Below are 15,654 nucleotides of genomic sequence, written 5' to 3' on the forward strand. Positions count from 1 at the left end.
GCGTTCCTTCTTTTTTGATTGATCGCAGGGACCGCGCAAGCGGTTACCGCCACCCGGAGATTGAGTTGATGATGCACACCACCTTCCGCACGCCGGCACGCCGGCTGCTGAGCACCGCACTGGTCAGCTGCCTGATGCTGGCTGCTGCTCCGAACGTCATGGCGCAGTCGGCCAATGCCAGCCTGCGCGGCCAGGTTTCCGGCGCGCAGGCCGGCGCCGAGGTGACCGCCACCAACGTGGCCACCGGCACCGTCCGTCGCGGTACCGTCCGTGCCGATGGAAGCTACTCGCTGATGGGCCTGGACCCGGGCACCTATGACGTGGTTGCCAACGGCCAGTCGCAGAAGGTCACCGTCACCGTGGCCTCGACCGCTACCCTGAACTTTGCCGGCGCTGCCAGCAGCACCCCGGGTACGACCGCAGCCACCAACCTGGACACTGTCAACGTCGTCGCGCCGACCCTGCTGCAGGAAGTGCGCACGTCCGAAGTCGGCAAGACCGTCAGCCTGCAGCAGATCCAGACCACCCCGCAGGTCTCGCGCAACTTCCTGGAGTTCGCCGACGCGGTGCCGGGCATGATCTTCACCCGCGACGCCAAGGGCAACACCTCGCTGCGCGGCGGTGCCACCAACTCCGACGGCACCAACGTCTACATCGACGGCGTGGGCCAGAAGAGCTACGTCAAGGGCGGCGGCGTGGCCGGTCAGTCCGGCAGTGCCGGTAACCCGTTCCCGCAGCTGGCCATCGGCGAGTACAAGGTCATCACCGGCAACTACAAGGCCGAGTACGGCCAGGTGTCCAGTGCAGCGGTCACGGCCGCGACCAAGTCGGGTACCAACGAGTTCAAGGGTGAAACCTTCTACCGTTATACCAACGACAGCATGCGCGCGATGACCCCGGCCGAGCGTCAGCCGGGCAAGGGCAAGGAGGATTCGGCCGAGAAGGAATACGGTTTCGCCCTGGGCGGCCCGATCGTCAAGGACAAGGCCCACTTCTTCGTGACCTATGAAGCCAAGCGCTTCGATCTGCCGGTGACCATCGCACCGCATGGTTCGGTGACCAACAAGGCCAACCGCGTCCCGGCTGATGCCCAGGCCGGCCTGGGCCCGGCCAGCCAGCCGTTCCAGCAGGACCTGATCTTCGCCAAGGTCGACTTCGAGCCGACCGACAACGATCGCCTGGAACTGACCTTCCAGGACCGTGATGAAACCCAGCAGCAGTTCTCGGACCAGACCGCGCCGATGCACGGCAAGGAAACCAAGAACACTGACCGTCGTTACGCGCTGCGCTGGAACCACAGCGGTGAGCGTTACTACAACGAGCTGATGGTTACCCACGAGGATTCGTTCAACAATCCCAAGCCGCTGAGCATGGGCAACGGTTTCAACTACACCGCGCCGGACGGCAAGAGCGAGGAGCGCGCCATCGTCTCGATCGGTGGTTCCTCGGCAATGTCGTCGCAGGTGAAGGGCCAGAAGGGCTGGTCGATCGAAGACAACCTGACCCTGGATGGCATCCAGTGGGCGGGCGACCACACCATCAAGATGGGTGCCAAGTACAAGCAGATCGACCTGTACGCCTCCGATGCGGCGCAGATCAATCCACAGTTCTACTACACCATCGACAACCCGACCTTCCCGGACAGCATCCCGTACAAGGCCCAGTTCGTGAAGCCGGTCACCGGCGTGTCCGGCGTGTCCGGCGAAGTGCGCTCGAAGGTGAAGCAGATCGGTCTGTTCATCCAGGATGACTGGCAGGTCAACGACCACCTGCAGCTGAACCTCGGCCTGCGCTGGGACTACGAGAAGAACCCGTCCTATCTGGACTTCGTGACCCCGCCGGAAGTGGTCAATGCGCTGTTCGCGCAGGATCCGCGTGCCGCCGCTGGCCAGAGCTACGCCGACACGCTGGCGCTGAGCGGCCTGAACATCAACGATTACATCAGCAACGGCCACAACCGCAAGGCATTCAAGAATGCCTGGCAGCCGCGTCTGGGTTTCTCGTATGACATCAATGCCGACGAGCAGCACGTGATCCACGGTGGTGCCGGTCGTTCCTACGACCGCGACCTGTTCGACTACCTGCAGCTGGAAACCACCAAGCTGGCCCTGCCGCAGCCGACGATCTACTTCCGCAATCCGGCAACCGGTCAGTGCTTCCAGGGCAACGCCGCGTGCTATGACTGGAACCCGAACCTGCTCAACGGTATCGGCAACCTCCAGAGCCTGGTCGGTTCGACCAGCAATGCCGGCCTGGAAGTCGACCTGCTGAACAACAATCTGAAGGTGCCCTACGCTGACCAGTTCAGCCTGGGCATGAGCAACCAGATCGGCGACTGGCTGACCGACGCCACCATCTCGCGCACGCTCACCTATGACGGCTTCGCCTTCACCCTGGGCAATCGCTACCCGACCGGCAACTTCTTCGACGATCCGCGTCTGTGCGGTGGCACCGAAGCCGGTCTGGGCCAGGCGTGGAGCTGCAACGTGCCGGGCTTCGGCAGCCTGATCATCGGCCAGCAGGGCATCAAGACCCGTGCTACCCAGATCCTGTTGTCGGCGCAGAAGCCGTTCACCCAGGAAAGCGGCTGGGGCACCTCCATCGCCTATACCTGGACCACCGCCCGCCACAACCGTGACATCAACGAGCACTACGCGTTCGACCGTGGCGTGATCGGTGACTACCCGACCATCCGCTCCAACGGCGCGCCGCGTCACCGCCTGGTGGTGACCGGTTCGTATGCGGGCTTCTGGGGCATCACCTTCGGTGGCAAGATCACCCTGGCCACCCCGACCGCGATCAACGACTGGTACGGCGTGCCGCAGGCCAATGGCTTCGACCTGCCGACCCCGATGGCGGCGGTTCCGGGTGGCAACGGCAAGTTCCTGCTGGGTGGCAAGATCTTCGGTTATCGCTCGGTCGACCTGCAGGCGACGAAGACGTTCAAGATGCCGGGCGATACCGAGCTGTATGCGCGTATCGACATCATCAACGTGTTCAACTTCGACAATTTCTCGAACTACAACTACTACAAGAATGGCAAGTTGACCGCGAGCTACAACGAGACCGGCGACATCGTCGGTACGCCGCGCCAGGTCAAGGCCGAAGTGGGCTTCCGCTTCTAAGCCCGGATGGATGCATGACCCCGATGCCGCCGCTCCGCCGGCGGCATCGGTCGCGTGAAAACGGCAATGGCCGGCCCTGTGCCGGTCCATTGCCCATGCCGCTGCCGGTCAGGGGGCATCGGCATGGGCAATGATCGCGGTGTCAAACCACGTTTTTCGTGGTTTTTTAAGAACGCACCTTGTAAACGATTTCAGATCATTGGACGGTATGCTTTCCCATCGATCAGACCACCGGAGAAATCGCGCCATGCAGGCACGTCATCTGTTGTCCGCCGCAGCGTTGAGCCTGGCCGTGGCCGCCTGCCAGCCGGCCCAGCAGGAGCCTGCCAAGCCGCGGCCGCCGGTGATCCTGATCGAGGCCGATGCACCGCCGCGGCCGATGAAACCTGAGCTGCCGCCGCTGTTCGATGACATCGAGCGCCGCACCTTCCAGTTCTTCTGGGATACCACCAACGAGATCAATGGCCTGACCCCGGACCGCTATCCGTCGCGGCCGTTCGCCAGCATCGCCTCGGTCGGCTTCGCACTGACCGCGTATCCGATCGGCATCGAGAACGGCTGGGTCAGCCGCAACCAGGCGATCGACCGCACCCTGACTACCCTGAAATTCTTCCGCGACGTGCCGATGGGCCCGCAGCGTACCGGCAAGGCGGGTTACAAGGGCTTCTATTACCACTTCCTGGACATGCAGGAAGGCCGTCGCTACGACAGCTGGGTCGAACTTTCCTCGGTGGATACCGCGCTGCTGATGATGGGGGTGCTGTTCGCGCAGTCGTACTACGACGGTGACGATCCGCGCGAGAAGGAAATCCGCCAGATCGCCGACACGCTGTACAAGAAGGTCGACTGGCCCTGGCTGCAACAGCGTGCGCCGCTGATCTCGATGGGCTGGTTCCCCGAGAGCGGTTTCATCGACCACGACTGGATGGGCTACAACGAGGCCATGATGGTCTACATCCTTGCCCTGGGTTCGCCGACGCACCCGGTCAGCCCGGATGCGTGGACGGTGTGGACGCGCACCTATGACAACGACTGGGGGGTCTACCAGGGCCAGGAATACCTGTCCTTCGGCCCGCTGTTCGGCCACCAGTACAGCCACGTCTGGATCGACTTCCGCGACATCCAGGACGCCTACATGCGCGAGCGCGGCAGCACCTACTTCCTCAACAGCCGCTCGGCCGCACTGGCCCAGCGTGAGTACGCCATCGCCAACCCGATGCAGTGGAAGGATTACGGCGAGAACGTCTGGGGCCTGACCGCCAGCGATGGCCCGCAGAACACCACGCAGGAATACCGTGGCGAGCAGCGCCAGTTCCGCCATTACTCTTCGCGCGGCGCTGGCCTGCGCGAGAACTTCGATGACGGCACCATCGCTCCGACCGCCGCGATCGCGTCGGTGGTGTTCGCGCCGGAACAGGTGATCCCGGCCACGTTGGAGATGCACAAGCGCTACGGCGATTACATCTATTCCAGCTACGGCTTCCTGGATTCGTTCAATCCCAGCTTCAACTACGACATCCCGATCAAGACCGGCCGCGTGGTGCCGGATCGTGGCTGGGTCGCCAGCGACTACATCGCCATCGACCAGGGGCCGATCCTGACCATGATCGCCAACTATCGCAATGATTTCGTCTGGGAAGTGATGAAGAAGAACCCGTACATCCGCAAGGGCCTGGAGCGGGCGGGGTTCAGTGGTGGCTGGCTGGCGCCGGAAGGTTCGTTCCAGCCGCTGGAACTGCAGAAAGACGAAAAGGCCGCGGCGGCACGCGCGGTGGGTATCGCCGAATCACGCGCGGCTGCCGCGCAGGAACAGAAGAACAATGCCAACCGCAACACAGGCCAGGGCAAGTAACCCGATGCCGAACTGGATCGACCGTCTGCGCCGCTGGACACTGCCAGCCCTGGCCGCACTGGCCGTGGCCGGCTGCGCCCGCACCGAACCGGGCACCACCACTGTGCGCTTCTGGGCAATGGGCCGGGAAGCCGAGGTGGTCAGCGAACTGATCCATGAGTTCGAAGCCGAGAACCCGGGCATCAAGGTGGACGTGCAGAACATCCCGTGGACCGCTGCGCACGAAAAGCTGCTGACCGCGTTCGCCGCCGACGGCCTGCCGGACGTGTGCCAGCTCGGCAACACCTGGGTGCCGGAGTTCGCCGAGCTCGATGCGCTGACCCCGTTGCAGCCGTTCGTCGATCGCTCTGCCGTGGTCGATGAGAGGGACTATTTCCAGGGCATCTGGGACACCAACGTGATCCACGGCGAGCTGGTCGGCGTGCCGTGGTATGTCGATACGCGCCTGATCTACTACCGCAAGGACCTGCTGGCCAAGGCCGGCTACGACCACCCGCCACGCACGTGGCAGGAGTGGGATGAGCAGATGGCGGCGATCAAGCGCATGCAGGGCCCGAACCGCTATGCGGTGCTGATGCCGATCAACGAGTTCGAGCAGCAGCTGTCGCTGGCACTGCAGCAGCCCGATCCGCTGCTGCGCGATGATGACACCCGCGGCAACTTCAGCAGCCCCGGCTTCCGCCGCACGCTGGCGTTCTACGCCAACATGTTCGAGCAGGGCTGGGCGCCGAAGATGTCCGAGACGCAGATCTCAAACGTCTGGGATGAGTTCTTCCGCGGCTTCAACGTCTTCTACATTTCCGGCCCATGGAACATCCGCGAGTTCAAGAAGCTGCAGCCGAAGGAACTGGAAGGGCAGTGGGGCACCGCAGCGCTGCCGGGGCCGGAGGGTCCGGGCGCGGGCATCGCCGGTGGCACCAGCCTGGTGATCTTCCGCAAGTCGCAGCAGAAGGAGGCGTCGTGGAAGCTGATCGAGTTCCTGTCGCGCCCGCAGATCCAGGCACGTTTCCATTCGATCATCGGCGACCTGCCGCCACGCCGCAGCACGTGGAGTGCGCCGTCGCTGGCCAACGATCCGCTGGCCGCAGCGTTCCGTGACCAGCTGGAGCGGGTCAAGCCGACGCCGAAGGTGCTCGAATGGGAGCGCATCGTGCAGGAAATGCGCATCGTCACCGAGAAGGTGGTGCGCGGTGGCCTGCCGCAGGACAAGGCCGTCGAAGAACTCGACCAGCGCGTGGACAAGGTGCTGGCAAAGCGCCGCTGGATGCATGAACAACAACGCCTGCAGCAGCGCGTTCCGTCGCCGCAATCGAGCAGTGCCGTGGCCGCCGGGAGCGCGCAATGAAACGTACTTCACTCGCCGGCTGGATTTTCGCCGGTCCCTCGCTGATCGTGCTGGGCGTGTTCTTCGGCCTGCCGGTGGCTTCGGCGCTGGCGCTGAGCGTGACCGACTTCGACCTGTATGCCCTGGCTGACAGCAGCAACCTGCGCTTTGTCGGCCTCGGCAACTACATCGATCTGCTGCAGACCCCGATGTTCTGGAAGTCGCTGTGGAATACCACTTACTTCGTGTTGATCGGCGTGCCCTTGTCGATCGGCGTGTCGCTGGGCGCGGCAATGCTGCTGAATGCGCCGGCCGCACGCTTCAAGGCGTTGTTCCGCACCGCGCTGTTCGCGCCGGTGGTGACCACGCTGGTGGCGGTGGCGGTGATCTGGCGCTACCTGTTCCATACCAGCTACGGCCTGGTGAACTACGGCCTGGGCCATCTGGGCATCAGTCCGATCGACTGGCTGGGCGATCCCAACTGGGCGATGCCGACCATCATGCTGTTCGCGGTGTGGAAGAACTTCGGCTACAACATGGTGATCTTCCTGGCCGGCCTGCAGGCGATCCCGCATGACCTGTACGAGGCCGCGCGCATCGACGGTGCCTCGCGCTGGAAGCAGTTCCTGCACATCACCCTGCCGATGCTCGGCCCGGTGCTGCTGGTGGTCGGCGTGATTACCGTGTCCGGCTACTTCCAGCTGTTCGCCGAACCCTACGTGATGACCCGCGGCGACCCACTGCAGAGCACCGTCAGCGTGCTGTATTTCATGTTCGAGGAAGGCTTCAAGTGGTGGAACCTGGGACGCGCCTCCGCCGTGGCGTTCCTGCTGTTCCTGATCATCCTGGCGGTGACCACCGTGATGCTGCGTTTCGGCCGCAAGAGGCAGTTGGTATGAGTCGTGAAATCGGCCAGTCGCGCTGGTACCCGTGGTTGATCAATGGTGCGTTGCTGGTGCTGGCCCTGGTCAGCCTGGCACCGCTGTTGTGGATGCTCTCGGTCTCGTTCATGCCGCAGGGCGAGGCCAGCCATTTCCCGCCGCCGCTGCTGCCTTCCAGCATCACCACGCACAACTACCATGAGCTGTTCGCGCGCACTGGCATGGGTGGCAACTTCGCCAACAGCCTGCTGGTGTCGCTCGGCATCACGGTCGGTTCGCTGCTGCTCAACACCATGGCCGGCTACGCCTTCGCCAAGCTCAACTTCGTCGGCCGCGAGCGCCTGTTCCAGGTACTGATGGCGGCGCTGGTGATTCCGGCGCAGGTGGCGATGCTGCCGCTGTTCCTGCTGATGAAGCAGCTGGGCCTGGTCAACAGCTTCGGTGGCGTGATCGTGCCGGCGCTGGCCAGCGTGTTCGGCATCTTCCTGGTACGCCAGTACGCGCGTTCCATCCCGGACGAACTGCTGGAAGCGGCGCGCATCGACGGGGCGGGGGAGCTGCGCATCTTCTTCCAGATCGTGCTGCCGATGCTCAAGCCGGTGCTGGTGACCCTGGCGATCTTCACCTTCATGGGCGCATGGAACGATTTCATGTGGCCATTGATCGTGCTGACCGACCAGGAGCACTACACTTTGCCGGTGGCACTGGCCACCCTCTCGCGCGAGCACATCATGGACGTGGAAATGATGATGGCTGGCGCGGTGGTCACCGTGGTCCCGGTGCTGGCGCTGTTCCTGGTGCTGCAGCGGTACTACATCCAAGGTCTGTTGCTGGGGAGCGTCAAGGGATGAAGCGAGCGATCGCCGTTGGACTGGGCCTGTTGTGGACTTCCCTGGCGATCGCCGCACCTCCGGCGCTGCCGGCACCGAAGGTGCTGGACGACTTCGACGACATCGCAGCCTGGACGCTGGTGCTGTCCGACCAGGTCAGCGGGTCGCTGCGCCCGGTCAGTGGCGCCGGTGGTGGCCGCGCGCTGTGCCTGGACTATGACTTCCACGATGTCTCCGGCTACGTCGGCATCCGCCGCGCGCTGAACATCGAGTACCCGGTCAATTACCGCTTCGGATTCCAGCTGCGTGGCGAATCGCCGGGCAACGACCTGCAGTTCAAGTTGATCGATGCCAGCGGCGACAACGTCTGGTGGGTCAACCGGCCCGGCTATAGCTTTCCCAAGGCGTGGACGCCGGTCGAGTACCGCCGCCGCCAGATCGACAAGGCGTGGGGTCCCTCGCCCGAGAAGGAGATGGCACGAAGCGCCGCCGTCGAGTTCACGATCTACAGCAAGGTCGGTGGCCGCGGCACGGTGTGCTTCGACAAGCTGACCCTGCAGGGCCTGCCGCCGCAGGATGATTCGGCGTTGGTGCCATCGGTGATTGCCGATACGGCCACCGCGCTGCAGGACCGCATGATCGACGGCAAGAGCGACACGTTCTGGATCAGCGGTGGCGTCAAGCAGCAGACCATCAGCCTGGACCTGCACAAGAGCCGCGAGATCGGCGGTGTAGTGATCGATTGGCTGCCGAACCTGGAAGCCAATCGCTACACCGTGCGGACGTCCGAGGATGGCCGGGACTGGCGCACTGTGCGCGAGGTGACCGGCGGTGCGGGGGGGCGCGATTGGCTGGCGCTGCCGGATACCGACGCGCGCTACGTGCGTTTCGATCTGCGCGATGGCCCGAACTGGCGCTATGGCATCCGTGACATCGCACTCAAGCCGCTGGCCTTCGCCGCCACGCCCAATGCCTTCCTGTCCTCGGTGGCCGCCGATCTGCCGCGAGGCTCGTTGCCGCGTGCCTATGTGGGCGAACAGCCGTACTGGACCCTGCTCGGCCTCGATGGTGGCCAGGAACAGGCGCTGATCAGCGAGGATGGCGCGCTGGAGCCGGCCAAGGGCAGCTTCAGCATCGAGCCGTTCATCCGCCTGGACGGCAAGCTGCTGGACTGGTCGAAGGTCGCCATCACCCAGTCGCTGCAGGATCACTACCTGCCGATCGCCACCGTCGACTGGGTGCATGAGAAGGCCGGGCTTTCGGTGACCAGTTTCGTGCAGGGCACGCCCGAGCGCGCGCAGCTGATCGGCCGCTACCGGCTGAGCAATCCGGACAAGGTCGCCCACGAGTACACCCTGGCGCTGGCAATCCGTCCGTGGCAGGTCAACCCGCCCACCCAGTTCCTCAACACCGTCGGTGGCTTCAGCCGCATCGATGCACTGGATGTGGGCGAACAGCTGGTTCGGGTCAACGGTGAGCCGCGCATCTATCCGCTGCAGGTGCCGGATGCGCGCTTTGCCAGTACGTTCGATGGCAAACTCGATGCGATGCATCTGGAAAGCGGCAAGTACCCGGCCACGACCGCAGTGAAGGACAGCACCGGCATGGCGTCGGGTGCGCTGATGTACACGATCAAGCTCGAGCCCGGCCAGAGCCGCGAAGTGGCGGTGGTGCTGCCGCAGACCGGTGGCTGGGCGCCGCAGGCGCTGGACGTGGCCAAGGCGCAGGCGCAGGTGGCCGATCAATGGCGGCAGAAGCTGGGCGTGGTCTCGCTGCAGGTGCCGGCTGCGGGCCAGGCACTGGTCGATACCCTGCGCACGGCCGTCGCGCACATGCTGATCTCGCGGGTTGGCCCACGCCTGCAGCCGGGCACGCGCTCGTACGCGCGCAGCTGGATCCGCGATGGCGCGATGATTTCCGAGGGCCTGCTGCGCATGGGGCGCAGCGATGCCGTGCGTGACTACATCAACTGGTATGCGCCGTACCAGTTCGAGAACGGCAAGGTGCCGTGCTGCGTCGATGCGCGCGGCAGCGACCCGGTACCGGAGAACGACAGCCATGGCGAACTGATCTACAGCATTGCCGAGTATGGACGCTACACCGGCGACAGCACGTTCACCGAGCTGATGTGGCCGCACGTGCAGGGCGCCTACAACTACATGGAGCAGCTGCGCGCCAGCGAGCGCACCGAGGAGAACCGCGCACGCAATCCGGCCTTCTACGGGATGATGCCGGCCTCGATCAGCCACGAAGGCTATTCGGCCAAGCCGATGCATTCGTACTGGGATAATTTCTGGGCATTGCGCGGCTACAAGGACGCGGCATCGCTGGCGGCCCAGCTGGGCAAGGTCGAGGCGATGCAGATCGCCGGATCGCGTGACCAGTTCCGTGATGACCTGCAGGCCTCGCTGCTGTCGGCGATGCAGCAGCACGACATCGACTACCTGCCGGGCTCGGCCGAGCTGGGCGATTTCGATGCGACCTCGACCACCATCGCGCTGGCGCCGGGCGGCGAGCAGGGCCGACTGCCGCAGCATGCACTGGAGGCGACCTTCGAGCGCTACTGGAAGGAGTTCGTGGCCCGCCGTGACGGCAAGCGTGAGTGGAAGGACTACACCCCGTACGAGTGGCGCAACGTGGCGGCGTTCGTACGCCTGGGCTGGCGTGACCGCGCCTGGCAGGCCACCGAGTTCTTCTTCAGGGACCGTGCGCCGCAGGCCTGGAACCAGTGGGCCGAGGTGGTCTCGCGCACGCCGCGCAAGCCGTTCTTCGTCGGTGACCTGCCGCACGCCTGGGTAGCCTCGGACTTCGTGCGCTCGGCCTTGGACATGTTCGCGTACAGCCGTGACATGGACGATGCGCTGGTACTGGCCGCCGGCATTCCGAGCGCCTGGCTGCAGGGCGAGGGCATCGCCGTGCAGGGCCTGCGCACGCCGCAGGGCCAGCTCAACTACCGCCTGCAGCGCAGCGACAAGCAGCTGGTGCTGGAGGTGCAGCCGGGCCTGGTGCCACCGGTCGGTGGCGTGGTGTTGCCGTGGCCGTACGCCGGTGATCCGGGCGAGGCGAACATCAACGGCGAAGCGGCCGAATGGGTCAACAAGGAACTGCACGTGCACCAGCTGCCGGCACGGGTCGAGATCGATGTACCGAGCGCGGTGCGCCGCGCCGAGCGCAAGGGGCAGTAACGATGAAGCAGCAGGGGGCAAGGGTGCGCACGATCGTGCGCGCCCTGGGGCTGGCCATTGCATTGGCACTGCCGGGCGCCGCGATGGCGGCCGATCCAGCCGCCGGGGCAGCGGCTGATGTCGCCACCGCGCCAGGCATGAGCATGGTCACCTTCAATCTGCATCATGACCGCGAGGACTGGCCACGCCGGCGCCGCACCATCCTGGCCGAACTCAAGCGCCTGCAGCCGGATGCGGTTGCCCTGCAGGAGGTGATCCAACGCCGCAACGTGCGAAACCAGGCGCAATGGCTGGCCAGCCAACTTGGTTACAGGTACGTGTTCGTGTCCACCGATGCGGTCGGCGCGCCCAAGCGCTACGGCAATGCGCTTCTGACCCGGCGGCCGATCCTTGCCCAGGGGGATCATCTGCTGCAGCCCTTGGACGACTACCGCACCGTGGCCCACCTGCGCATCGACGTCGAGGGCACGCCGGTAAACGTCTACGCCACGCATCTGAACGAGCGCAGTGATGAGAGCGGACAACGCATCCGTCGCAGCCAGGTCGAGGACCTGCTGCGCTTCATCAGCGCGACGTCGGCGGGCGCGCCGGTGGTGATCGCAGGTGACTTCAATGCACTGGTGGATGCCGGCGATCTGAGCGAGCTGCGCAGCCACTACGGCGACAGTTACGGCAGCGTGCACGTCAACACCGATCTGTCCGGGGTCAGTACGCTCAACCGCCACTATTACCAGGCGCCGTCGCGGATCGACCACATCTTCTTCCAGCAGGACGAGATGGTCGCGCGCGAGGCGAAGATCCTGTTCGACCAGCCCGACGACAGCGGTCGCTGGGCCTCGGACCACTACGGCGTGTGGACCCGCCTGCAGTTCGCGCCGAAACCCTGACGGGACACGTCTGGGTAGGTGCCAACCTTGGTTGGCACGGGCGTGTCCGCGTGCACTCGATCAACGGCGCCAACCAAGGTTGGCCTCTACCAAAGCGGTGACCGTGCGCGGGTTGTGCCCTGGTGGGTGCCAACCTTGGTTGGCACGGTTCGGCCCGAAGCACAAACAAAAACGGCGGGGATCATTGATCCCCGCCGTTTCGTTTTCACGCTATCAAGGAGCGATCAGTTCGCCGGCGGCGTGCGCTTGGCGGCCTCGTCGTCTTCTTCATCAGCCTTGGCTTCTGCAGCCTGGGCTGCAGCGTCGGCATGGCCATCGGCGACCGGATCGATCGACGGCGTCACCACCGCATCAGCGCTCGGGGCGGCGGCTTCGATCGGTGCGGCTTCGACCGCTACCGGAGCGACCGGCTGTTCCACGATCGGCGCAGTCTCGACGACCGGCGTGGCTTCAACGGCCGGGGCGGCCTCCACCACCGGGGCACTCTCACTGGCCACCGGCTTGGTTTCAACCACCGGGGTTGCTTCAACCACCTGCGGCTTCGATTCCACGACCGGCGCGGCCTCGACTGCGACCGGCTTCGCTTCGATCACCGGAGCGGCTTCAACCACCGCGGCCGTTTCAGCCACAACCGGCTTTGCTTCGATGGCCGGCGCAGCAGCGTCCACCACCGGAGTGGCGTTGGCGACCGGTGCGGCAGCGGCGACCGGCTGGACCGGGGTCGCGGCGTCGATGGCATCGAGCATGCTGGTCTGCACCGGCGAGGACACCGCTTCGGTCTTCGCAGCTTCGACCGGTGCCTGCACTTCAGCCACGACCGGGGCGGCGGCTTCGACCACAGCGCTGCTCACCACGGCAACCGGCGCGGCGACAACCGCGGCGGCAGCACGGGCTGGCTTCTCGGCTTCGACAGCGACCGGCTCGGCTTCGTCATCGAAGTCGAACTCCGGCTGCGAACGCGTGGACTGCACAGCCGCAACCGGCGCAGTACCGGCAGTGCTGTCGATGTTCGGCTCGGCGCCGTCGGCGTCATCACCGTCATCACCCTCGTCCTGGTCATCACCCAGGGTGTCGCTGCCGGCGGCGTTCTCGGCGCCACCGCGGCGACGACGACGGCCACCACGACGGCCACGGCGACGGCGGGTTGCGCCTTCGCCAGCCTGCTCGCCATTGGCGTCGGTTGCAGCCTCTTCACCGGCAACTGCGACCACGTCGGTCGCACTGGCCGCATTGGCAGCGGTGTCGACCGGTGCGGCCGCTTCCACCGGGGCGACCTGGGCGACCAGCGCGGTGGCGTCCTGCGCGTTCACCCCATTGGCGGCGACGGCCGTAGCGGCTACGGCTGCAGCTGCGGTCACGGCTTCGGCAGGTGCTTCGGCGGCATTGCGCTGCGGCTTCTCGGCCGGCTTGTCACCGTCCTGCTGCTGCGGGCGCGGCTGCTTGGGCTGCTTCAGCTTCGGTTGCTGGTTCTGGTTCTGGCCCTGCTGCTCGTTGCGCGGCTTGTTCTGCTGCTGCGGCGGCTGCTGGCCATCCTTGTGCTGCGGCTCCTTCTGCTTGCCCTGCTGCGGCTGCTGCTGCGCATTGCCGTTATTGCCGTTGCGGCCGTCCTTGCGCTGCTCGCCGCGGTCCTTGCGGTTGCCGCCATCCTTCTGCTGCTGCGCGTTGCCATTGCCACGATTGTCGTCGCGACGGTCCTTGCGGTCCTTGTTGCGATCCTTGTTGCGGTCCTTGCGACCGCCGTCCTGCTGCTGGCGTGCAGCCGGGGCGGCCGGTGCCGGCGCGGGCGCCGGTTCGCCACCGAACACGCGCTTGAGCCAACCGATCACGCCACCCGCCGGGGCCGGCGCAACAGGCGCTGCAGCGACCGGGGCCGGAGCGGCCGCGGCCGGCTCCACTTCCTCGCGCACCGGGGCCGGGGAAGTGTGCTTGACCTGGGTCACCGCCGGCGGCGGGATGTTCAGCTGGCCCTTGGTCAGCGCGTGCACCGGCAGCTTGCGCGGGGTGCCGCGCTGGTAGCTGGGCTTGCTGCTTTCTTCACCCAGCTCGTTCTCGCGCAGGCGGGTCACGGTGTAGTGCGGGGTGTGCAGCTGCTCGTCGGCGACGATCACGATCGGCGCCTCGTGGCGCTGTTCGATCTCGCGCAGGGCGCTGCGCTTCTCGTTCAGCAGGTAATTGGCGATCTCCACCGGGGCCTGCACCAGCACCTGCCCGGTGTTCTCCTTCATCGCATGCTCTTCAGCCACGCGGATGATCGACAGCGACAGCGACTCGACGCTGCGCATGCGGCCGTGGCCGTCACAACGCGGGCAGACGATCTGGCTGGACTCCCCCAGGCTCGGGCGCAGGCGCTGGCGGCTCATTTCCAGCAGGCCGAAGCGCGAGATGCGGCCGACCTGCACGCGCGCGCGGTCGTACTTCAGCGCGTTGGCGAGGCGGTTCTCGACTTCGCGCTGGTGCTTGTTGGAGGCCATGTCGATGAAGTCGATCACCACCAGGCCGCCCAGGTCACGCAGGCGCAGCTGGCGGGCCACTTCCTCGGCCGCTTCCAGGTTGGTCTGGAACGCGGTGTCCTCGATATCGCTGCCCTTGGTGGCGCGCGAGGAGTTGACGTCGACGGCGGTCAGCGCTTCAGTCTGGTCGACCACGATCGAGCCGCCCGACGGCAGGCGCACGTTGCGCTCGTAGGCGCCTTCGATCTGCGATTCGATCTGGAAGCGGTTGAACAGCGGGATGTCGTCCTTGTAGTGCTTGAGCTTGCGCAGGGTCTGCGGCATCACCTGCTGCATGAATTCGCGGGCGTGCTCGTACATCTCCTCGGTGTCCACCAGGATCTCGCCGATGTCGGCGCGCAGGTAGTCACGCAGGGCGCGCACGATCAGGCGCGATTCCTGGTAGATCAGGAACGGGGCGGGCTTGCTCAGTGCCGCTTCGGCAATGGCGCGCCAGACATTGAGCAGGTAGTCCAGGTCCCACTGCAGCTCTTCCGCATCGCGGCCGACGCCGGCGGTACGGATGATCACGCCCATGTCGTCGGGGATGTTCAGCTTGTCCAGGGCGTCCTTCAGCGCGGCCCGGTCTTCGCCCTCGATGCGGCGCGACACACCGCCGGCGCTGGGCGAGTTCGGCATCAGCACCATGTAGCGGCCGGCCAGCGAAATGAACGTGGTCAGGGCGGCGCCCTTGTTGCCACGCTCTTCCTTGTCGACCTGGACGACGATCTCCTGGCCTTCCTTAAGCAGCTCGCGGATGCCGGCCTTGTTGTGGTCGACACCGGCCTGGAAGTAGTCGCGGGAGATTTCCTTCAGCGGCAGGAAGCCATGGCGGCCACCGCCGTACTCGACGAAGGCCGCTTCCAGCGAGGGCTCGATGCGGAAGATCCGGCCCTTGTAGATGTTGGACTTCTTCTGTTCCTTCGACGGCTGTTCGATGTCGATGTCATACAACGACTGGCCATCCACGATGGCAACACGCAGCTCTTCAGCCTGCGTGGCGTTGATCAGCATTCGCTTCATTGTTGCGTTCCTCGCAAGCGGCTACCGCGCGGAACGCCATGGGGTTTCGCCTCTGGAC

8 protein-coding genes are annotated in these 15,654 nt (G+C 65.4%); 7 read left to right on the plus strand and 1 reads right to left on the minus strand.

Annotated elements, in window-relative coordinates:
• The first annotated feature begins 68 nt into the window (after positions 1-68).
• From JLDANKMP_RS07780 to JLDANKMP_RS07810, 7 genes are all read left to right on the plus strand, one after another.
• Positions 69-3,125 carry a TonB-dependent receptor gene (locus JLDANKMP_RS07780; protein WP_033832936.1) on the plus strand — a complete coding sequence of 1,019 codons (3,057 nt, stop codon included), beginning with the start codon at positions 69-71 and terminating at the stop codon, positions 3,123-3,125.
• Between the two features lie 247 nt (positions 3,126-3,372).
• The gene (locus tag JLDANKMP_RS07785; RefSeq protein WP_024956629.1) at positions 3,373-4,977 is read left to right on the plus strand and encodes a glucoamylase family protein; all 1,605 of its coding nucleotides are present in this window, start codon (positions 3,373-3,375) and stop codon (positions 4,975-4,977) included.
• Between the two features lie 4 nt (positions 4,978-4,981).
• The gene (locus JLDANKMP_RS07790) at positions 4,982-6,322 is read left to right on the plus strand and encodes a sugar ABC transporter substrate-binding protein (protein ID WP_212560996.1); all 1,341 of its coding nucleotides are present in this window, start codon (positions 4,982-4,984) and stop codon (positions 6,320-6,322) included.
• Positions 6,319-7,200 carry a sugar ABC transporter permease gene (locus JLDANKMP_RS07795; RefSeq protein ID WP_005410323.1) on the plus strand — a complete coding sequence of 294 codons (882 nt, stop codon included), beginning with the start codon at positions 6,319-6,321 and terminating at the stop codon, positions 7,198-7,200. The genes JLDANKMP_RS07790 and JLDANKMP_RS07795 overlap by 4 nt, the downstream gene beginning before the upstream one ends.
• Positions 7,197-8,033, plus strand: coding sequence for a carbohydrate ABC transporter permease (locus JLDANKMP_RS07800; RefSeq protein WP_005410322.1), 837 nt, complete (start codon positions 7,197-7,199; stop codon positions 8,031-8,033). The genes JLDANKMP_RS07795 and JLDANKMP_RS07800 overlap by 4 nt, the downstream gene beginning before the upstream one ends.
• The gene (locus tag JLDANKMP_RS07805; protein WP_212560859.1) at positions 8,030-11,197 is read left to right on the plus strand and encodes a discoidin domain-containing protein; all 3,168 of its coding nucleotides are present in this window, start codon (positions 8,030-8,032) and stop codon (positions 11,195-11,197) included. The genes JLDANKMP_RS07800 and JLDANKMP_RS07805 overlap by 4 nt, the downstream gene beginning before the upstream one ends.
• 2 nt (positions 11,198-11,199) lie before the next feature.
• Positions 11,200-12,084: an endonuclease/exonuclease/phosphatase family protein gene (locus JLDANKMP_RS07810; RefSeq protein ID WP_212560860.1), complete on the plus strand. Its 885-nt coding sequence runs from the start codon at positions 11,200-11,202 to the stop codon at positions 12,082-12,084.
• A gap of 224 nt (positions 12,085-12,308) precedes the next feature.
• On the opposite strand, the gene JLDANKMP_RS07815 is transcribed toward JLDANKMP_RS07810, so the two are convergent.
• Positions 12,309-15,596 carry an Rne/Rng family ribonuclease gene (locus JLDANKMP_RS07815; protein WP_212560861.1) on the minus strand — a complete coding sequence of 1,096 codons (3,288 nt, stop codon included), beginning with the start codon at positions 15,594-15,596 and terminating at the stop codon, positions 12,309-12,311.
• Positions 15,597-15,654: the final 58 nt, after the last annotated feature.

Origin of the sequence: Stenotrophomonas sp. PE591 (genome assembly GCF_018320795.1) — a bacterium.
GTDB lineage: Bacteria > Pseudomonadota > Gammaproteobacteria > Xanthomonadales > Xanthomonadaceae > Stenotrophomonas > Stenotrophomonas maltophilia.

Excerpts from the sequence above, each read along its gene's own strand:
- JLDANKMP_RS07780 (WP_033832936.1), top strand. The coding sequence starts at position 69 with ATGATGCACACCACCTTCCGCACGCCGGCACGCCGGCTGCTGAGCACC.
- JLDANKMP_RS07785 (WP_024956629.1), top strand. The coding sequence starts at position 3,373 with ATGCAGGCACGTCATCTGTTGTCCGCCGCAGCGTTGAGCCTGGCCGTG.
- JLDANKMP_RS07790 (WP_212560996.1), top strand. The coding sequence starts at position 4,982 with ATGCCGAACTGGATCGACCGTCTGCGCCGCTGGACACTGCCAGCCCTG.
- JLDANKMP_RS07795 (WP_005410323.1), top strand. The coding sequence starts at position 6,319 with ATGAAACGTACTTCACTCGCCGGCTGGATTTTCGCCGGTCCCTCGCTG.
- JLDANKMP_RS07800 (WP_005410322.1), top strand. The coding sequence starts at position 7,197 with ATGAGTCGTGAAATCGGCCAGTCGCGCTGGTACCCGTGGTTGATCAAT.
- JLDANKMP_RS07805 (WP_212560859.1), top strand. The coding sequence starts at position 8,030 with ATGAAGCGAGCGATCGCCGTTGGACTGGGCCTGTTGTGGACTTCCCTG.
- JLDANKMP_RS07810 (WP_212560860.1), top strand. The coding sequence starts at position 11,200 with ATGAAGCAGCAGGGGGCAAGGGTGCGCACGATCGTGCGCGCCCTGGGG.
- JLDANKMP_RS07815 (WP_212560861.1), bottom strand. The coding sequence starts at position 15,596 with ATGAAGCGAATGCTGATCAACGCCACGCAGGCTGAAGAGCTGCGTGTT.